The following is a 20650-nucleotide window of genomic DNA, read 5'->3' on the forward strand; positions in this document are numbered from 1 at the left end:
CGATCAGATGGGCGTCAGGCGACCTTCCTGCAAATGCAGGACGCGGTCCATCTGGCGGGCCAGGTTCATGTCGTGGGTCACCACCAGGAACGCGGTGCGCATCGAGGTGCTGAGTTCCAGCATCAAATCCTGAATGCCTTGAGCGGTATGGGAGTCGAGGTTGCCGGTCGGCTCGTCGAGCATCACCAGGCCCGGGTTGTTCACCAGGGCACGGGCGATGGCCACACGCTGGCGTTCGCCACCGGACAGCTCCGACGGTTTGTGCTGCAGGCGATGCCCCAACCCTACCCGCTCCAGCAACGCGGTGGCACGCTGGCGCGCTTCCGGGATCGCGGTCTTGCCGATCAGCAGCGGCATGCAGACGTTTTCCAGTGCGGTGAATTCCGGCAGCAAGTGGTGGAACTGGTACACGAACCCGAGGGAACGGTTACGCAGCAAGCCACGATTCTTCTCGCTCAAGGCCGAAAGTTCTTCGCCGTCGAGCCAGACGCTGCCCTTGGTTGGCGTATCGAGGCCACCCAGCAGGTTGAGCAAGGTACTTTTGCCCGAACCCGAAGTGCCGACAATCGCCACACGCTCACCCGGATGCAGCTCCAGTTGCAGACTGGCCAACACTTCTACCGACTCCGGGCCTTCCTCGTAGGATTTGCCCAGATTGCGGCAGCTCAAGATTGCTTTTTCACTCATGCCCGACTCACTCATAACGTAGCGCCTCCGCAGGCTGGGTGCGCGCGGCACGCCAGGCTGGATACAGGGTGGCGAGGAAACTCAGTACCAACGCGGCGGCGCAGACCATCAACACGTCCTGGCTCTGCACTTGCGACGGCAGGTAATCAATGAAGTACACGTCGGCGTTCAGGAATTTATGCCCGATCAGCCCTTCGAGGGCCGAGATCGCGGCGCTGACGTTCAGCGCGGCGAAGATCCCGACCACGGCGCCGATCAGCGTACCGACCACACCAATGACCGTGCCCTGGACCATGAAGATCGCCATGATCGAACCCGGCGTGGCGCCAAGGGTGCGCAGAATCGCGATGTCGCCCTTCTTGTCGTTCACCACCATCACCAGCGTGGAGATGATGTTGAAGGCCGCCACGGCAACAATCAGCAACAGCAGCAGACCGATCATGGCTTTTTCCATACGGATCGCCTGATACAGGTTGCCGTGGGTGCGGGTCCAGTCGCGGGCGTAGTAATGGTCTTCGCCGAGTTGCTGGGCGAGGGTCCATGCCACGCGCGGCGCCTGGAACAGGTCGTCGAACTTCAGGCGGATGCCCTGGACCTGATCCGGTTTCCAGCGATGCAGCCGGGCCAGATCCTGCAGATTGGTCACGCCCAGGTAGCCGTCCAGTTCACCGGCGCCGACATGGAAGATGCCGACCACGGTAAAGCGTTTCATGCGCGGGAACATCCCGGCCGGGGTCACAGTGACTTCCGGCGCAACGAACGTCAGCTTGTCGCCAATTGACGCGCCGAGCTTGGCCGCGGCCTTATCGCCGATGACGATGCCGAAGCTGCCGGGGGTCAGGTCGTCGAGTTTACCCTGCTGCATGAAGTTATCAATGATCGAGACCTGGCGCTCCAGCGCCGGGTCGATGGCATTGAGCAACACCTTGGACACCTTGCCGTTGTTGGTCAGCAGCCCCTGCATCTGGGTGAACGGCGCAACGGCCGTCACCTGCGGGTTCTGCTTGACCTTGGCGGCCAGGCTTTGCCAGTCGCTGATCGGTTCACCGGACTCGATGGTCGCGTGGGGCACCATGCCCAGCACGCGGGTGCGCATCTCATGATCGAAGCCGTTCATGACCGACAGCACGACGATCATCACGACCACGCCAAGGGCGAGCCCGATCATCGAAGTCAGGGAAATGAACGACACAAAATGATTGCGACGCTTTGCACGGGTATAACGCGTGCCAATAAATACGAAGAGAGGTCTGAACATGTCGGGGCTTGTTCGGAGGGAAAAGGAACGTCCTTGTGGCGGGGGTCGGTAACCAGCTTTACACTCAGACCACCGCAGCTACCATGTGTGCGCCTGGTCGACATTAGATGAAGAAGATCGCCGCGAATACCACCGTATCGAGGACACGATCGCACTGGAAATTCGGACCCTGTCTGCTCCCGAAGCCGCAGGTCAGGAAGTGTTGCAGGATGCTTCCCCGCTATTCAACCTGCTCAGCGAACTGCACCTGAGCGAATTCGAGTCGCAGCACCTGTTGCGCCAGATCAGTGAGCGCGACCGGGCGATTGCGGCATTCTTGAAATCCCAGAACAAACGCATCGACCTGCTCAGCCAGGTGGTCGCCCTGACCGTGCTCGGGCAGATCGGTGAACCGCAACCGGTGATCATTTCCGAGGGCGGCATCGACTTTCAGCACCCGACACCGATTGCGGTCGGCGCACACCTGTCGGTCAAACTGGTGCTGATGCCGCAAGCGCTGGGTCTGTTGCTGCGCGCCAGGGTCACCCACTGCGATCGCAAGGGCGACGGCTACGACGTCGGCACCGAGTTCGAATACCCGACTGATGCCCAGCGCCAGTTGCTTGCCCGCTACATCTTGCAAAAGCAGGCCCAGGAACGACGCCTGGCCCGCGAACAAAACGAATCAGGCATTTAATTAAGGAAGAACCGTGACCCTCATCTACGGCCATCGCGGCGCCAAAGGCGAAGCACCGGAAAATACCCTGACCAGTTTTCAGGAATGTCTCAAGCACGGCGTGCGCCGTTGCGAACTGGACCTGCACCTGTCCATGGACGGTGAGCTGATGGTCATCCATGACCCGACGCTCAAGCGCACCACCGACCGGCGTGGCAAAGTGGTCGAGCACACCGCAAAGGATCTCGTGACCTACGACGCCCGCAAGGGCGGCCCGGGCTGGATCAAACCGTGCCCGATTCCGACGCTGGAAGAACTGTTCGAGAAATGCGATTTCGAGCACTGGCAACTGGAAGTCAAAAGCGCTTCACGCACCCGCGCGGCAACCACCGTGCTGGCGATTCGTGAAATGGCGGTGCGTCATGGCCTGCTGGACAAGGTGACCATCACCTCAAGTTCTCGCGAAGTGTTGAAAGCCGCGCTGGACCTGGTGCCGGACGTGTCCCGCGGATTGGTGGCCGAGTACGCCTGGCTCGACCCGTTGAAGGTCGCGCAAAGCTATGGCTGTGAGATTCTGGCGCTGAACTGGACCCTGTGTACGCCGGAACGCCTGCAGAAGGCGCAGCGTCAGGGGCTGCATGTGTCGGTATGGACAGTCAACGAGCCCGCGCTGATGCGCAGACTCGCCGACTTCGGCGTTGACAGCCTGATTACAGACTTTCCCGGTTTGGCCACTGCCACGCTCGAGAATTGCTGAAATCGGTCTCCCCGGCCGGCTCAGGCCACCGGCCGGAGCCGCTCAAAAAAGCCGGTTGAGGCCATCGTACGCCGCTACCCGATAGGCTTCGGCCATGGTCGGGTAGTTGAACGTCGTGTTGACGAAGTATTTCAGGGTGTTCAATTCACCCGGCTGGCTCATGATCGCCTGGCCGATGTGAACAATCTCCGACGCCTGATAGCCGAAGCAGTGAACGCCCAGCACTTCCAGGGTTTCACGGTGGAACAGGATCTTCAGCATGCCTTGGGGCTCGCCGGCGATCTGCGCACGCGCCATGCTCTTGAAGAACGCCTTGCCCACTTCGTACGGCACCTTGGCCTGGGTCAGCTCCTGCTCGTTCTTGCCGATCGAGCTGATTTCCGGAATGGTGTAGATGCCGGTCGGCACGTCATTCACGAAGCGCCAGCTGTTGTTATCGACGATGCTGCCAGCGGCCGAACGGCCCTGGTCGTGGGCGGCACTGGCCAGGCTTGGCCAGCCAATCACGTCACCGGCGCCGTAAATGTTCGGTACGCAGGTGCGGTAGGCTTCGTCGACTTCGATCTGGCCACGGCTGTTGACCTTCACGCCGATGTTTTCCAGACCCAACTGATCGGTGTTACCCGTGCGGCCGTTGCACCAGAGCAAGGCGTCGGCCTTGATCTTCTTGCCCGACTTGAGGTGCAGGATCACGCCGTTGTCCACGCCTTCGACGCGGTCGTAGTCTTCGTTGTGGCGAACCGTGATGTTGTTGTTGCTGAAGTGATAGCTCAGGGCCTGGGAAATTTCCGAGTCCAGGAAGCTCAGCAACTGACCACGGTTGTCCACCAGCTCGACCAGCACACCCAGGCCACTGAAGATCGACGCGTATTCGCAACCGATCACGCCTGCGCCGTAAACAATCAGTTTGCGCGGGGTGTGGCCGAGGCTGAGGATGGTGTCGCTATCGTAGATACGCGGGTGATGGAAATCGATGTCCGCCGGGCGATAAGGACGCGAGCCGGTGGCGATGATGATGTGCTTGGCCACCAGTTTCTCGACCACGCCGTTGGCGCACACCACTTCGATGGTTTGCTCGTCGGCGAAGCTGCCGGTGCCGAAGAACACGTCGACGCGGTTACGGGCGTAGTAGCCGGTGCGCGAGGCGACTTGTTTGGAAATGACTTTTTCTGCGCTTTTCAGCACGTCCGGGAACGAGAACCAACGCGGCTCACCAATGGCCCGGAACATCGGGTTGGTGTTGAACTGCATGATCTGCCGGACCGAGTGACGCAATGCCTTGGACGGGATGGTGCCCAGGTGGGTGCAGTTGCCGCCGACCTGGCGACGGCTGTCGACCATCGCCACCTTGCGCCCTGCTTTGGCGGCGTTCATTGCCGCGCCTTCTCCTGCCGGGCCGGAACCCAGCACCACCACGTCGTAGTTGTAGACAGCCATGCGTACTCCTCAGAACAGGCCGCGGCGCCATCGGCACCTGCGGCTAAATCACGCCGATCTGCGGCGTGAAGGAACAATTTGGGGCCAGTGCAGAACCCGGACACAGTCTATAGAAGCGTCAACGCCGCGCACATTAACCCTTGGTCGCGTCGTAGGCTACTTTTGCCTGCGCTACAACGCCAGTCTTCAATGCTCGGATCGCCGTAATCATTCGGTTTTGCCGCCACTGAGACGCTCAAAAGCCTGATTGGTCCGTGTGACGAAACCTGTATCGGCACGAATCACAAAGAATGCACCGATGTTGTGTTTTTCCGCGTAGCCCCAACCCCGCTCCGGACCGAGAATAAGCAACAGCGTCGATAGTCCATCGGCCATCAGGGTTGAAGGATTAATCACCGTCACCGAGGCGAGGTTGTGGGTAATCGGCGCACCGGTGCGGGCATCGAAGGTGTGGGAATAACGCCGGCCGCCCTGCTCGAAATAATTGCGGTAGTCACCGGAAGTGGAGACGCCGTAGCCGTCGACATTGATGATGCGTTCGGCCACTTGCTGATCGTCCCTCGGTTCTTCCAACGCAATTTTCCACGGCGAGCCATCGAGCTTCTTGCCGGCGGCCTTGAGTTCGCCAGTGGCTTCGGCGAGGTAGTTGTGGATGCCCATGCTGTCGAGCTTGGCGGCGATGGTGTCGACCGAGTAGCCGGCGGCGATGCTGTTGAAGTCAACCTCGACCGCGGCATCCTTGCAGAGTTGATCACCGTCGATGCGCAGGTGTGCGTGGCCGACTCGCTGCATGGCATTGGCCAGTGCTTCAGCGCTCGGGACTTTTTCCTCCCGGGCCTGTGGGCCGAAACCCCAAAGGTTCATCAAGGGTTCAACCGTCAGGTCGTAGGAGCCTTCGCTTTGCAGCGACAGTTGTTCGCCGACACGCACCAATTCGAGGATCGGCGCGGACATGGTCTGACAGCGATTGGCGGGCAGATCATTGAAGCGCTCGATGTCCGAGTCGCTGCGGTAGGTGGACATTTGCCGATCGACATCGGCAAGGATTTTTTCGACTTCGACCTGTACCGCTTTCGGCGCAGGCAAACCCTGTGTGCGGACGTACTTGATCGAATAGGTGCTGCCCATGGTCGGGCCGCCGAAGCTTTCCATGGAATCGCCGTTGCCGCAGCCGGATAACACGACGTACAGGACCAGAAAAAAACCCTTTTGCTTTAACAATCTGAGCTCCCTTGAAACCCCTGACACAGCGTCAAGGCCGCCATTATGCGATACAACTGTGGGAGCGGGCTTGCTCGCGAAGGCGGTGTGCCAGGTGACATTGATATTGCCTGACACACCGCTTTCGCGAGCAAGCCCGTTCCCACAATTTGATCTGTGTTGCCCCTGCCTGCTAATTCACTCCAGTCCGCGATTCATGCCGGCTAATGGCTATAACGTTTAAGCAGCAGCCTAACTAGTGGTTGCCTATCTATCTTCATACACATATCGTTACAAAACTGTTCGGTGTGTGCCTGCGTGCTTGAGGCCGACAGCCAGGAAGCGTCAAGACCAGGGATTTCCAATAAGACAGCCAAAGTGAGAGCGTTAAAATGTCCTCGAATACGGGCAAAGGCAAAGCGATCTTTCGCGTTGTCAGCGGTAATTTTCTTGAGATGTTCGACTTTATGGTCTACGGCTTTTACGCCACGGCCATTGCGAAGACCTTCTTCCCTGCCGACAGCGCATTCGCCTCCCTGATGCTGTCCCTGGCCACATTCGGCGCCGGGTTCCTGATGCGTCCACTGGGCGCGATTTTCCTCGGCGCCTACATCGACCGCCATGGCCGCCGCAAAGGCCTGATCATCACCCTCGCCCTGATGGCTGCCGGTACGGTGCTGATTGCCTGCGTGCCGGGTTACGCCACGCTGGGCGTCGCTGCGCCGCTTATCGTGCTGTTCGGTCGCCTGCTGCAAGGCTTCTCGGCGGGCGTGGAACTGGGCGGTGTGTCGGTGTATCTGGCCGAGATTTCGACCCCGGGCCGCAAAGGCTTCTTCGTCAGTTGGCAATCCGCCAGCCAACAGGCCGCCGTGGTGTTCGCCGGTTTGCTGGGGGTGGGCTTGAACCACTGGCTCAGCCCGGAACAAATGGGTGACTGGGGCTGGCGCGTACCATTCCTGATCGGCTGCATGATCGTGCCGGTGATCTTCGTGATTCGTCGCTCACTGGAAGAAACTCCGGAGTTCCAGGCGCGGAAACATCGTCCCACCCTGCAGGAAATCATCCGTTCGGTCGGTCAGAACTTCGGCATTGTCATCGCCGGCATGGCGCTGGTGGTCATGACCACCGTGTCGTTCTACCTGATCACGGCCTACACGCCGACCTTCGGTAAAGCCGAACTGCACTTGTCCGATCTGGATGCGCTATTGGTCACCGTGTGCATCGGCCTGTCGAACTTCTTCTGGCTGCCGGTGATGGGGGCTGTGTCCGACAAGATCGGGCGCAAACCCCTACTGTTGGCGGCGACCATTCTGGCGATCCTGACCGCCTACCCTGCCCTGTCGTGGCTGGTGGCAAACCCGAGCTTCAGCCATCTGCTGATCGTCGAGTTGTGGCTGTCGTTCCTGTATGGCTCGTACAACGGCGCCATGGTGGTAGCCCTGACAGAGATCATGCCGGTCGAAGTTCGTACAACCGGTTTCTCCCTGGCCTACAGCCTGGCGACCGCAACCTTCGGTGGTTTCACACCGGCGGCCTGCACCTACCTGATCCACGTGCTGGACAACAAGGCTGCACCGGGGATCTGGCTCAGTGGCGCGGCAGTGCTGGGGTTGATCGCAACGCTGGTGTTGTTCCGTGGCAACAAGCATGAACTGCGGACTGCGCAAGCGGCTGTGGTGGGTGGCGCCAGTTAGATCGCATTCGCGAGCAAGCCCGCTCCCACACTGGTTATGTGAACGACACTAATCCAATGTGGGAGCGGGCTTGCTCGCGAAGAGGCCCACCCAGACAACACACCCGCAGCAGACAAACGCCACAAACAAAAACGCCCCGACCAAAGTCGGGGCGTTTTCATTTGAAGCTAAAGCTTAGCGCGGGAATGCAGGTGGGTTGACCCCGGCCATGTCTTCCATCACGCGCACTACCTGGCAGCTGTAACCGAATTCGTTGTCGTACCAAACGTACAGAACAACGCGGTTGTCTTGGCTGATGGTCGCTTCAGCATCCACTACGCCTGCGTGGCGCGAGCCAACGAAGTCGGTGGACACCACTTCCTGCGAGTTGACGTAGTCGATTTGCTTATGCAGATCGGAGTGCAACGCCATGTAGCGCAGGTAATCGTTCATCTCTTCACGGGTGGCGGCTTTCTCAAGGTTCAGGTTGAGAATGGCCATCGACACGTTAGGCGTCGGAACGCGGATCGCGTTACCGGTCAGCTTGCCGGCCAGTTCAGGCAGAGCCTTGGCAGCAGCGGTAGCAGCACCGGTCTCGGTGATTACCATGTTCAGCGCGGCGCTACGGCCACGGCGATCGCCCTTGTGGAAGTTGTCGATCAGGTTCTGGTCGTTGGTGTACGAGTGAACCGTTTCAACGTGACCGTTGATGATGCCGAACTTGTCGTTGACTGCCTTGAGCACCGGCACGATGGCGTTGGTGGTGCAGGACGCCGCGGAAACGATCTTGTCATCAGCGGTGATTTCGCCGTGGTTGATGCCGTGAACGATGTTCTTCAGCTTGCCTTTGCCAGGCGCGGTCAGCACAACGCGGTCGATACCCGGGCAAGCCAGGTGTTGGCCCAAGCCCTCGGCGTCACGCCATACACCGGTGTTGTCCACCAGCAGCGCGTCTTTGATGCCGTACTGGGTGTAATCCACTTCAGTCGGGTTCTTCGCGTAGATAACCTGGATCAGGTTGCCGTTGGCGGTGATGGTGTTGTTGGCTTCATCAATGGTGATGGTGCCATCGAATGGACCATGGACCGAGTCGCGACGCAGCAGGCTGGCGCGTTTAACCAGGTCGTTCTCGGCGCCCTTGCGGACCACGATGGCGCGCAGACGCAGGCCGTCGCCACCACCGGTTTTTTCGATCAGGATGCGTGCCAGCAGACGGCCGATACGACCGAAGCCGTACAGGACAACGTCGGTGCCTTTGCGCGCGGCAACGTTTTGCTGGCCAACCACATCGGCCAGTTCTTCACGGACGAACTGCTCGGCGGTACGGCCATTGCCTTCGGCCTTGAATTTGACCGCCAGCTTGCCCAGGTCGACCGAAGCGGCACCGAGCTTGAGCTCGCTCATGGCTTTGAGCAGCGGGAATGTTTCGTGGACGGACAGTTCGCTGTCGTCGGACTGGCGATGGCGAGCAAAGCGGTGGGCTTTGAGAATCGCAATGACTGAACGATTGATCAGGCTGCGGCCATAGATCGAGCTCACCACGTTGTTATTGCGGTAGAGCTGACCGATAAGCGGAATCATCGCTTCTGCGAGTGCTTCACGGTCGATCCATTCACCAAGACACTGGTCGGGCTTCTGAGTCACGGGAACCTTCCACATATGTAGGGGCAGAAAAAAGGGGCTACATTATGCCGCCGAGTGCCTCTCGTAGCAATGCGCGCCTGTCGTGCGAGCCGTAACAAATTTCCGTTCAAAAAAATTACGCCACGCTGGAGCCCAGTAAATACGGGCCTTCCAGCGCAGTCAAATTTTTGGAGGTAGCGCTGCCTTGTCCGTAACCATCCGTAACACTGGTTGGTTTTGCCACTACATAATCGGCATTTTTCACTGAAAAACGGCCAGATTTTGTCTTTACCACTACATTTCGCCCAACCCGCGTAATAGACATATCTGCAACTGACAGCCGGCACCTGAGGCCGCTACAATTACCGACTTTGTCGCAACGCTTGGAGCTCAACCTTCCGTGCCCGTTCTGCGTCTACCGCTTCTCCCTGCCGCGGCAGGTAAACAGCACTGGGGCAACCTGCCCGGTGCCGCCCTGAGCCTGGCCATCGCCGAGGCCGCCAGCGCTGCCAAGCGCTTTACCCTGCTGCTGACCGCCGACAGCCAAAGTGCCGAACGGCTGGAACAGGAGCTGAGTTTCTTCGCCCCGGATTTGCCCGTGCTGCATTTTCCCGACTGGGAAACCCTGCCCTACGACCTGTTCTCGCCGCACCAGGACATCATCTCCCAGCGCATTGCCAGCTTATATAGGCTGCCGGAGCTGACCCATGGCGTGCTGGTGGTGCCGATCACCACGGCGTTGCATCGCCTGGCGCCGACCAAGTTCCTGCTCGGCAGCAGCCTGGTGCTGGACGTCGGCCAGAAGCTCGACGTAGAGCAGATGCGCACCCGGCTCGAGGCCAGCGGCTATCGCTACGTCGATACGGTGTACGAGCACGGTGAATTTACCGTCCGTGGCTCACTGATCGACCTGTTCCCGATGGGCAGCAAACTGCCGTTCCGGATCGACCTGTTCGACGACGAAATCGAGACCCTGCGTACGTTCGATCCGGACAACCAGCGTTCCATCGACAAGGTCGACACCGTTCGCCTGCTGCCGGCGCGGGAATTCCCGTTGCAGAAGGATGCGGTCACGCGCTTCAAGGCGCGCTTCCGCGAACGATTCGACGTGGACTTCCGCCGCTGCCCGATCTTTCAGGATCTGAGCAGCGGGATTACACCGGCCGGCATCGAGTACTACCTGCCGCTGTTCTTCGATGAAACCTCGACCCTGTTCGATTACCTGCCGCAAGACACCCAGGTGTTTTCCCTGCCCGGCATCGAACAGGCCGCCGAGAATTTCTGGAACGACGTACGCAATCGCTATGAAGAGCGCCGTGTCGATCCTTCCCGTCCGTTATTGCCACCGGCCGAGCTGTTCCTGCCGGTGGAAGACTGCTTCGCACGCCTGAAAAACTGGCCGCGCGTAGTGGCCAGCCAACAAGACGTGGAAACCGGCGTTGGCCGCGAACGCTTCCCGGCGCAGTTGTTGCCGAACCTGGCGATCGAAGCCAAGGCCACGCAGCCACTCGCTGCGCTGGCCGGTTTCCTCGACGAATTCCCCGGTCGCGTGCTGTTTACCGCCGAGTCGGCGGGCCGTCGTGAAGTGCTGCTGGAATTGCTCGAACGCCTGAAGCTGCGCCCGAAAACCGTCGATAGCTGGCCGGACTTTGTCGCCGGCAAGGATCGCCTGGCGATCACCATTGCGCCGCTGGACGAAGGCTTGATGCTGGACGATCCAGCCCTGGCATTGATCGCGGAAAGCCCATTGTTCGGGCAACGGGTGATGCAGCGTCGTCGCCGGGAAAAACGCGCCGACGGCAATAACGATGCAGTGATCAAGAACCTCACCGAGTTGCGCGAAGGCGCGCCGGTGGTGCACATCGATCACGGCGTCGGCCGCTACCTTGGTCTCGCGACCCTGGAAATCGATGACCAGGCCGCCGAGTTCCTGACTCTGCAATACGCAGAAGGCGCCAAGCTGTACGTGCCGGTAGCCAACCTGCACCTGATCGCCCGTTACACCGGCAGCGACGATGCCCTGGCCCCGCTGCACCGTCTCGGCTCCGAGACCTGGCAGAAAGCCAAGCGCAAAGCCGCCGAACAGGTCCGCGACGTCGCCGCCGAATTGCTCGACATCTATGCCCGCCGCGCCGCCCGCGAAGGTTATGCCTTCGCCGACCCGAAAGCCGATTACGCGACGTTCAGCGCCGGCTTCCCGTTCGAAGAAACCCCGGATCAACAAACCACCATCGACGCCGTGCGCGCCGACATGCTCGCGCCGAAACCAATGGACCGCCTCGTCTGCGGCGACGTGGGTTTCGGCAAGACCGAAGTGGCGATGCGTGCCGCGTTCATCGCGGTGCATGGCGGTCGCCAAGTGGCGATCCTGGTGCCGACCACCCTGCTCGCCCAGCAACACTACAACAGCTTCCGCGACCGCTTCGCCGACTGGCCGGTGAGCGTGGAAGTGATGAGCCGGTTCAAGTCGACCAAGGAAGTGAATGCCGCCATCGCTGAGCTGGCCGAAGGCAAGATCGACATCGTGATCGGCACGCACAAGCTGCTGTCCGACGATGTAAAAATCAAAAACCTCGGGCTGGTGATCATCGACGAAGAGCACCGCTTCGGTGTCCGTCAGAAAGAACAGCTCAAGGCCCTGCGCAGTGAAGTCGACATCCTGACGCTGACCGCCACGCCGATTCCGCGCACGCTGAACATGGCAGTATCGGGCATGCGCGACCTGTCGATCATCGCCACGCCGCCGGCCCGACGCCTGTCGGTGCGGACCTTCGTCATGGAGCAGAACAAAAGCACGGTCAAGGAAGCCCTGCTCCGTGAGTTGCTGCGGGGCGGGCAGGTGTACTACCTGCACAACGACGTCAAGACCATCGAGAAATGCGCTGCCGACCTCGCCGAACTGGTGCCGGAAGCTCGGATCGGCATTGGCCACGGGCAGATGCGCGAGCGCGAACTCGAACAGGTGATGAGCGACTTCTACCACAAGCGCTTCAACGTGCTGATTGCCTCGACCATCATCGAGACCGGCATCGACGTGCCGAGCGCCAACACCATCATCATCGAGCGTGCCGACAAGTTCGGCCTGGCGCAGTTGCACCAGTTGCGCGGCCGGGTCGGTCGCAGTCACCACCAGGCTTACGCGTACCTGCTCACGCCACCGCGCCAGCAAATCACCGGCGATGCGGAAAAGCGCCTGGAAGCGATTGCCAACACCCAGGACCTCGGCGCGGGCTTCGTGCTCGCCACCAACGACCTGGAAATCCGTGGCGCCGGCGAACTGCTGGGCGACGGTCAGAGCGGACAGATTCAAGCCGTGGGTTTCACGCTGTACATGGAAATGCTCGAGCGCGCGGTGAAGTCGATTCGCAAGGGCGAACAACCGAACCTCGACCAGCCGCTCGGCGGCGGCCCGGAAGTCAACTTGCGCGTACCGGCGTTGATTCCCGAAGACTACTTGCCGGACGTTCACGCCCGTTTGATTTTGTACAAACGCATCGCCTCGGCCACCGACGAAGAAGGTCTCAAGGACCTGCAAGTGGAGATGATCGACCGTTTCGGCCTGTTGCCGGAGCCGACCAAGAATCTGGTACGCATCACCCTGCTGAAGTTGCAGGCCGAACAACTGGGCATCAAGAAAGTCGACGGCGGCCCGCAAGGTGGCCGAATCGAGTTCGCCGCCCAGACGCCGGTCGACCCGTTGACGCTGATCAAACTGATCCAGAGCCAACCCAAACGCTACAAATTCGAAGGCGCCACGATGTTCAAGTTCATGGTGCCGATGGAGCGCCCGGAAGAGCGCTTTAATACTGTAGAGGCGCTGTTTGAGCGCCTCCTCCCGAAAACTGCTTGAAGGACGCCGTATGCGCCTGTTTCGCTCGCTGACTTTGTTGATGACGCTGATTGCTCCCTCGGCGTTTGCCGATGATCTGTATCAAGTCGAAATGATTCTGGTCCGGCAGAACGCCGTGCCTGCCATCGTCAGCCGCGCCGCTCCGGAAGACTGGGCTGCCGGCGCCCAACGCCTCAGCCCTGACAGCCAGCGCACGCCAAGCCTCAATGGCGAAGTGGAGAAACTCACCTCCAGCAATGATTACACCGTGTTGCTGCACAAGGCCTGGCAACAGAACTTGGGTGAAGAAGCCAGCAAAATCGCGATCAGCGACGGTACGGAGCAGTTCGGTCAGTTCCCGATCGAGGGCACGTTGAACCTGAAACTGGGGCGCTTCACCGATGTGGATGCAGACTTCTGGGTCAATCAGATCGACGGCAACGGCATGGTCACCGCCAGCGAACGCCTGAAGCAGGAAAGCCACACCAAGAACGGCCAGCTGAATTTCCTCGACAACGGCCACCTGGGCCTGTTGATCAAGATCACCTCGCTGACTGCCCCTGCGCCTCGGCCAGCCCCCGAAGAAATTCCGGACTGATCGAAGTCCTTATGTCCTCGACCCTGAGCAAACCCCTGGCACCTTCCTGGGTCAGCCGATTCAAGGAACAGAGCCTCGAGCGCGGCCGTCGCTACGCTTTGGAGAACCGCGTCAGGATCGTCGAGGCCGGCGACGCTACGATCATCGCCGCCTGCGAAGGCTCCGGCGGCAACGTTTACCGTCAGACCATTCGCCTGCGCGAGTCGGCCAAAGGCACGCTGCTGATGATCGACGCCAACTGCACCTGCCCGGTTCACAGCAACTGCAAACATTGCGCGGCGGTACTGCTGAAAGTCCAGGAAACCCTGGCCTACCCTGCCGCTGCGCAAGATGCCGAACTGCTGGAAAAACTCCAGGCCGTACTGGAAAACCGTAGCCCCAAGGCGCCGCCACAAGTGCTGGTGGATAACGTGCAACCGGTGCCGCGCCTGTGGCTGGCGAGCATTGAGTTCAGCGCTTTCGAACCGCGCAATGGCAAGATGCAGCGCTATATCCAGCATCGCGCGGCGTTGTCCTTCAGTTATCTGGATGAATACGTGTCCGGACAGAAGAATGCCGACGTGCTGATTCGCCAGGAAACACAGACATTACGGATAAAACGTCACCCGGAAGTCGAACAGACCTACAGGGAACAGCTGCGAATCCTCGGTTTCAAGATCGCCACCCGTCAAAGCAAAGCCCTGCCGGAAAGCGCCGGCGAACTGTTCGAGATGGTCAACGACAGCGCCTGGCTGACATTCACCCTCAACGAACTGCCGAAGCTGCGTACCCAGGGCTGGGAACTGCAGATCGACGAGGATTTCGGTTTCGACCTGACCGCCGTGGACGATTGGTACGCCACCGTCGAACAGGCGCCGGAGCGCGACTGGTTTGACCTGGAGCTGGGGATCATCGTTAACGGTGAGCGCCTGAGTCTGCTGCCGATCCTGTTGAACCTGATGCGCTCGCACACCGAAATTCTCAACCCGGAACGCCTGGCCCGACGTCGCGATGACGAGCTGATCCTGGTGAACATCCCCAACCGACCGAACTCCGAGTACGGCCCGCTGCAGGTCGCCCTGCCCTTCGGCCGTTTGAAACCGGTACTGGCGACCCTGGGCGAGTTCTACCTGCAAGAGCCCGGCGAAACCACGCTGCGCCTGAGCAAGGCCGACGCCACGCGACTCAATCCGCTGGAAGGCATGCCGCTGCTTTGGGAAGGCGGCGAGCAGATCCGCACCTTTGCCCAGCGCCTGCGGGACATCAAGGACTTCACTACGGTTGCGCCGGAAGGCTTGAATGCGACGTTGCGGCCATATCAGCTCGAAGGCTTGAGCTGGATGCAGTCGCTGCGGCAACTGGAAGTCGGCGGGATTCTCGCGGATGACATGGGCCTGGGCAAAACCCTACAAACCCTGGCGCATATTCTCAGCGAGAAAATCGCCGGGCGCCTCGATCGGCCGTGCATGGTAGTGATGCCCACCAGCCTGATCCCGAACTGGCTCGACGAAGCCGCGCACTTCACGCCCCAGCTCAAAGTGCTGGCGCTGTACGGTGCCAGTCGCAAGAAGCATTTCGAGAACCTGACCGATTACGACCTGATCCTGACCACCTACGCGCTGCTGCCCAAGGACGTTGAAACCCTGGCAAAAGTGCCGCTGCACGTGTTGGTCCTGGATGAAGCGCAATACATCAAGAACCCCAACAGCAAGGCCGCCCAGGCTGCCCGCGAACTGAATGCGCGCCAGCGCCTGTGCCTCAGTGGCACACCGCTGGAAAACCACCTGGGCGAGTTGTGGTCGCTGTTCCACTTCCTCTTGCCCGGCTGGCTTGGCGATGTAAAAAGCTTCAATCGCGATTACCGGGTGCCGATTGAAAAGCGTGGCAGTGAAGTCAGGCTTCAGCACCTTAACGGTCGGATCAAACCGTTTCTGCTGCGTAGGACCAAAGAGCAAGTCGCGACCGAATTACCGCCGAAAACCGAGATCATCCACTGGGTCGATCTCAACGAAGCCCAGCGTGACGTGTACGAAACCATGCGCCTGGCCATGGACAAAAAAGTCCGCGACGAAATCACCCGCAAAGGCGTGGCTCGCAGCCAGATCATCATTCTTGAAGCGCTGCTGAAGCTGCGTCAGGTCTGCTGCGACTTGCGCCTGGTCAATGACGCCGCCCTCCCCACTCGCGGCGGTACATCCGGCAAGCTCGACAGTTTGATGGAGATGCTGGAGGAACTGTTTGAAGAGGGTCGGCGGATTCTGCTGTTCTCGCAATTCACCTCGATGCTGGCGTTGATCGAGGACGAACTGAAGAAACGCGGCGTGGAATACGCCATCCTGACCGGGCAAACCCGTGATCGCCGCGCGCCGGTGAAGGACTTCCAGAGCGGCAAGCGTCAGATCTTTCTGATTAGCTTGAAAGCGGGTGGCGTGGGCTTGAACCTCACCGAAGCCGATACGGTGATTCACTACGACCCGTGGTGGAACCCGGCGACGGAAAATCAGGCGACCGACCGGGCTTATCGCATCGGCCAGGAGAAACCGGTGTTCGTCTATAAGCTGATTGCCCGGGGCACGGTGGAAGAGAAGATTCAGCATCTGCAAAAGGAAAAATCCGACCTGGCGGCGGGCGTATTGGATGGGCGCTCGGCCGGAGACTGGAAATTGCAGAGTGATGATATTGAAGCGTTGTTTGCGCCGCTGCCGGATAAGCTGGAGAAGCGTTGAGGTTCACGGCGTTTGTTGGATCGCTTTCGCGGGCAAGCCACGCTCCCACAGGTTTTGAGTCAGTTGCAATATTGTGAACAACCTCAAACCTGTGGGAGCGCGGCTTGCCCGCGAAGAGGCCCTCACTGACGAAAACAGCTATCAAGACTTGAGATTAGGCAGCGGCGCAAACAGCGCCTCAATATCACTCTGCTCAAGCTTCAACCCGCCCGTCATCCCACCTTCAAGCACCGCCCCGGCCAACGCCGCTTTCTCCTGCTGCAGCGCCTGTATTTTTTCTTCCACCGTGCCACGGGCAATCAGCTTGTAGACGAACACCGGTTTGTTTTGCCCGATCCGGTAGGCGCGGTCGGTCGCCTGATTTTCCACCGCCGGGTTCCACCATGGATCGAAATGGATCACCGTGTCCGCAGCGGTCAGGTTCAGGCCTGTGCCGCCGGCCTTCAGGCTAATCAGGAACAAGGGCACATTACCGCTCTGAAAATCCTTCACTGGCGTGCGTCGATCCGTGGTTTCACCGGTCAGTAACGAATAGCGAACACCCCGTTGTTGCAACTCCTCTTCAATCAGGGCCAGCATCGAAGTGAACTGCGAAAACAGCAGAATCTTGCGGCCTTCGCTGAGCAACTCTTCCAGCATCTCCATCAAGCTGACCAGTTTCCCACTGCCCGAGCGAAGGGCCTTGGCCGTGAGCGTCATCTTGATCAAGCGCAGATCGCAGCAGACCTGACGCAGCTTGAGCAACGCATCGAGGATGATGATTTGACTACGACCAACGCCACTGCGGGCGATTTCGTCACGCACCTTCTTGTCCATCGCCACGCGTACGGTTTCATACACGTCCCGTTGCCCATCGCTGAGATCGACCCAATTCACGATTTCGGTTTTCGGCGGCAATTCGGTGGCGACCTGATCTTTCTTGCGACGCAGCAAGAAGGGTTTTATCCGGGCCGTCAGGTGCTGCATTCGCTCACTGTTGCCGTGCTTCTCGATCGGCGTGCGGTAGTCGCGATTGAAGGTTTTACTGTCGCCCAGCCAGCCGGGCAGCAGAAAGTGAAATTGCGACCACAGCTCGCCGAGGTGATTTTCCAACGGCGTGCCACTCAGGCACAGGCGTTGACGGGCCTGTAGATCACGGGCGGCCTGAGCAGCCTTGCTGAGCGGGTTCTTGATGTTCTGCGCCTCATCGAGAATCAGCACGCTCCAGACCTGCGACTGCAACACGTCCAGATCCCGCGGCAGCAGCGCGTAGGTGGTCAATACCAAGTCGTAGTCGGCCAGGCTGGCAAAGTCTTTTTGCCGCGCCGCGCCATGCAGTGCCAACACCTTGAGCTGCGGGGTAAAGCGCGCCGCTTCGTCTAGCCAGTTGGGGATCAGACTGGTGGGCATCACCGCCAGTGCCGGGCGATCAAGCCGTCCGGCCTGTTTTTCGGTCAACAGGTGCGCCAGGGTTTGCAGGGTTTTCCCCAGGCCCATGTCATCGCCGAGAATGCCGCCGACCTCCAGCTCGCGGAGGGTTTGCATCCAGTTCAGGCCTTCAAGCTGATACGGGCGCAGCGTCGCGTTCAGTCCCTTGGGCGCCGAGACATGCGCATGAGTCGACTCACGTAGTCGCCGCGCAAAACTGCGCAGTCGTTCACCGCCCTGCCAAACCAGCGGGACGCCTTCCAGCGCAATCAACCGCGCAGCGTCCGGCGCACTCAAACGCAGGGAGTCGCCCTCATGCGAGCCCAGGTACAACTCACCGAGCGTGGCCATTAACGGCTTGATACGACCATAGGGCAGCGCAACTTTCACATGGGCCTTGGAACCGCCAAGCTCGACAAACAGCTGTTCGTCATCCTTGCGCTTGGCTAGACTGGCGGGGTCCAGCAACTGTGGCTGGCTGCGCAACAAATGCAGCAAAATCGGCAGCAGGCTGTGGCGCTCGCCATTGACCACGATGCCCAGTTGCAGATCAAACCACCGGAGCGCCGACTCTTCCTCGATGTCGGCATACCACTGCTCTACCGGCTGCACATTGAAGTGAAACGCATGGCTGATATCGATGTGCCAATTTGCCTCACGCAGCACCGGGATTCCGTCCTGCACAAAGGCAAGCCAGGCTGAATCATCCGGCAACGCGAACATTTCGCCCGGGCGGTCCACGCTGCTTTTAATCGTAGCCTTCTTAAAACCGTGTTTTTGCAGGGCTTGGCGCAAGGCTTTTTCGGCAGAGGGTTTGCGCTGGATACGCTGGGTTTCGGTGCCGGAAAGGATCAACACTTCCGGGTTTCGGTCCGTGGCCGAGTGCCCGTCGTAGGTGAACGCCAGCGCGGCACGGTGCTCCGGCTCATACTTCCAGTTCTTGTAGCGTTTACCACTGTTGAGTGTCAGGTGCGCCTTGGGAAAAATGTCATCGACCACCCGTTCCGTCAGCGTGTGCGGCGGGGCAACTTGCGTCACAGAACTCATCCGATGGCTGAACTGCATCGCCTGGCGCGCCGGGATATCCGGCGCCAAGGTCAAGTGACACGCCAGTTTTTCATCCTGTTCGGTGAACAGCGTTCCGACTTGCAGTCGCTCGCGATCAAGGTAGTACAAGGGTTCGAGGGCCAGTACCGTTTCCAGTGCAGCTTCATCGCTGCTCCATTGAGGCCGGAAACTGCCGTTGGATTGTTCGGCCCAGGCAAACCGAGCCTCTCTCTTCGCTCCTGGAGCCAACGGCGACTGCTCGAAATCAAGGAAAAGGCGCGAAGTTCGCAACAACATTTCCAGGAGTTCGGCGCCACTGCTGCCTTCCAGGGGATAGCCGCCGTAATACGCGTGATGGGAGTGAACGGCCACCAACAGCCTGGCGATCCGAAGGTCAAGTTCAGCCAGATAACCGGGTTGCCGCAGCAGCATTTCCGACAATGAGTACACGGCTTTGACGTCTTGCAAAGCTCCGCTCTTGAGTTGGCGGGCCCTGAAAATCTCAAGCGTCCACTTCCCGGCGACGGGGGTTGCCTTGAGCCTGTAGATCAGGCGCGTATTCGTCCCCGGCGCCGGCTCATCAACCGTCTTGCCCGTAGCGGGAATACCGTCGAGCCAGCGTTCCAGCTCGCGACTCAGGTGGACCTGGGCGGTACTTTCGGGCGGTTTATCGCGATGATCTTGCAGGTGATAGATGACTGCGGCGCTATGTTTGCAGTTGAACATGACCGGGCACGAACAAACGCATTGCAGCCCCGTTCGCGCATGACGGTCTTCAGAGAGCTTGATGACCTGCTCGTACTGCTGGTTTTCGGAGCCGACGCACGTTGCGATAATCATCAGTTCGTCGAGCTGATGGATCGTGACACGATCCTCATCCGCGTACCGGCGGGCCTTTTCCAGAGCACGATGACTGAACACCTCTGCCCAAGATAGCGCATGAAGTTGCTCGGTTAATATGGTCATGAAATCAACACCGCTTAAAACTCGGAAAATCGACCAGCTACTTGTTCTGGCCGCTGCAACTCAACCCGCCAGCACCCGTGCCAACGTCGACTTAACCTTGCCCATCCCGTCATGCAACGCCTGTTCGATCTCGGCCATGGTGATCACCGCCGTGGACTTGCCCGCTGCCGGGTTTACCACCAGCGCGAGGCAGGCGTAATCCAGTTCCAGCTCACGGGCCAGCGCCGCTTCCGGCATGCCGGTCATGCCGACGATGTCGCAGCCGTCACGTTCCAGCCGCGCGATTTCAGCGACGGTTTCCAGGCGAGGCCCTTGCGTGCAGGCGTACACGCCGTGACTGCTGTAGCCGACGCCTTCAGCCGCCAACGCCGCGATCAACTGCTGACGCAACGGCTCGCTGTAGGGGTAGCTGAAATCGATATGGGTAACCTGCTCCAGGTCACCAGCGAAGTAGGTGTGTTCCCGACCGCTGGTGTAATCGATCAGTTGATGAGGCACGCAGAAATGCCCGGTCCCCATCGCCGCATGAATCCCGCCCACGGCGTTGACCGCAAGAATTGCTTCAGCCCCGGCCTGCTTCAGCGCCCAGATATTGGCGCGATAGTTCACTTGATGGGGTGGCAAACGGTGCGGATGACCGTGACGCGCAAGGAACAGCACCTCTTTGCCAGCGTACACGCCGATCTGCACTTCGGCCGAAGGTGGGCCGTAGGGCGTGTCCACCGCCAGTGATTGACGAATGCTCAGGCCTTCAAGTTGAGTCAGGCCGGTACCACCGATGATCGCGTAAACCGTCATAACGAAAAGT

At 59.9% G+C, this 20650-nt stretch carries 13 protein-coding genes; 6 read left to right on the forward strand and 7 right to left on the reverse strand.

Annotated elements, in window-relative coordinates; translation table 11 throughout:
• Window positions 1-3: 3 nt before the first annotated feature.
• Complete coding sequence (lolD, locus tag ACIQY3_RS19460) at window positions 4-687, reverse strand: lipoprotein-releasing ABC transporter ATP-binding protein LolD (RefSeq protein ID WP_403022275.1); 684 nt, start codon at window positions 685-687, stop codon at window positions 4-6.
• Window positions 688-694: 7 nt separating this feature from the next.
• A complete protein-coding gene (locus tag ACIQY3_RS19465) occupies window positions 695-1945 on the reverse strand; it encodes a lipoprotein-releasing ABC transporter permease subunit (RefSeq protein ID WP_403022277.1) in 1251 nt (416 codons plus the stop codon).
• Window positions 1946-2030: 85 nt separating this feature from the next.
• Here ACIQY3_RS19465 and ACIQY3_RS19470 point away from each other — a divergent pair, with 85 nt between their 5' ends.
• Window positions 2031-2621 (forward strand): PilZ domain-containing protein, encoded by a 591-nt coding sequence (locus ACIQY3_RS19470; protein WP_403022279.1) that lies wholly within the window; start codon window positions 2031-2033, stop codon window positions 2619-2621.
• A 13-nt stretch (window positions 2622-2634) separates the two neighbouring features.
• Window positions 2635-3357 carry a glycerophosphodiester phosphodiesterase family protein gene (locus ACIQY3_RS19475; protein WP_123403413.1) on the forward strand — a complete coding sequence of 241 codons (723 nt, stop codon included), beginning with the start codon at window positions 2635-2637 and terminating at the stop codon, window positions 3355-3357.
• A gap of 42 nt (window positions 3358-3399) precedes the next feature.
• Here ACIQY3_RS19475 and sthA read toward each other — a convergent pair whose 3' ends face one another.
• Window positions 3400-4794, reverse strand: coding sequence for a Si-specific NAD(P)(+) transhydrogenase (gene sthA, locus ACIQY3_RS19480; RefSeq protein WP_007907752.1), 1395 nt, complete (start codon window positions 4792-4794; stop codon window positions 3400-3402).
• 207 nt (window positions 4795-5001) lie between these two features.
• Complete coding sequence (locus ACIQY3_RS19485) at window positions 5002-5946, reverse strand: FAD:protein FMN transferase (RefSeq protein ID WP_403022349.1); 945 nt, start codon at window positions 5944-5946, stop codon at window positions 5002-5004.
• A 440-nt stretch (window positions 5947-6386) separates the two neighbouring features.
• On the opposite strand from ACIQY3_RS19485, the gene ACIQY3_RS19490 reads away from it, so the two are divergent.
• On the forward strand, window positions 6387-7688 hold the full coding sequence (locus ACIQY3_RS19490; RefSeq protein ID WP_403022282.1) for an MFS transporter: 1302 nt from the start codon (window positions 6387-6389) through the stop codon (window positions 7686-7688).
• 174 nt (window positions 7689-7862) lie between these two features.
• Here ACIQY3_RS19490 and ACIQY3_RS19495 read toward each other — a convergent pair whose 3' ends face one another.
• Window positions 7863-9326: a glyceraldehyde-3-phosphate dehydrogenase gene (locus ACIQY3_RS19495; protein ID WP_123512271.1), complete on the reverse strand. Its 1464-nt coding sequence runs from the start codon at window positions 9324-9326 to the stop codon at window positions 7863-7865.
• Between the two features lie 364 nt (window positions 9327-9690).
• Between ACIQY3_RS19495 and mfd the strand changes: the two genes are divergently transcribed.
• The 3 genes from mfd to ACIQY3_RS19510 are packed head-to-tail and all read left to right on the forward strand — an operon-like array spanning window position 9691 to window position 16422.
• On the forward strand, window positions 9691-13140 hold the full coding sequence (gene mfd, locus ACIQY3_RS19500) for a transcription-repair coupling factor (protein ID WP_403022285.1): 3450 nt from the start codon (window positions 9691-9693) through the stop codon (window positions 13138-13140).
• 10 nt (window positions 13141-13150) lie between these two features.
• Window positions 13151-13717: a CsiV family protein gene (locus ACIQY3_RS19505; RefSeq protein ID WP_403022287.1), complete on the forward strand. Its 567-nt coding sequence runs from the start codon at window positions 13151-13153 to the stop codon at window positions 13715-13717.
• A gap of 11 nt (window positions 13718-13728) precedes the next feature.
• Window positions 13729-16422, forward strand: coding sequence for a DEAD/DEAH box helicase (locus ACIQY3_RS19510; protein ID WP_403022289.1), 2694 nt, complete (start codon window positions 13729-13731; stop codon window positions 16420-16422).
• A gap of 141 nt (window positions 16423-16563) precedes the next feature.
• Here the strand turns inward: ACIQY3_RS19510 and ACIQY3_RS19515 are convergent, their stop codons facing one another.
• Both ACIQY3_RS19515 and ACIQY3_RS19520 read right to left on the reverse strand, forming a co-directional pair.
• Window positions 16564-19842 carry an SNF2-related protein gene (locus tag ACIQY3_RS19515; RefSeq protein WP_403022291.1) on the reverse strand — a complete coding sequence of 1093 codons (3279 nt, stop codon included), beginning with the start codon at window positions 19840-19842 and terminating at the stop codon, window positions 16564-16566.
• 60 nt (window positions 19843-19902) lie between these two features.
• Complete coding sequence (locus ACIQY3_RS19520) at window positions 19903-20640, reverse strand: S-methyl-5'-thioinosine phosphorylase (protein WP_403022293.1); 738 nt, start codon at window positions 20638-20640, stop codon at window positions 19903-19905.
• Window positions 20641-20650 lie beyond the last annotated feature (10 nt).

The organism is Pseudomonas sp. NPDC096950 (genome assembly GCF_044762525.1).
Lineage (GTDB): Bacteria > Pseudomonadota > Gammaproteobacteria > Pseudomonadales > Pseudomonadaceae > Aquipseudomonas.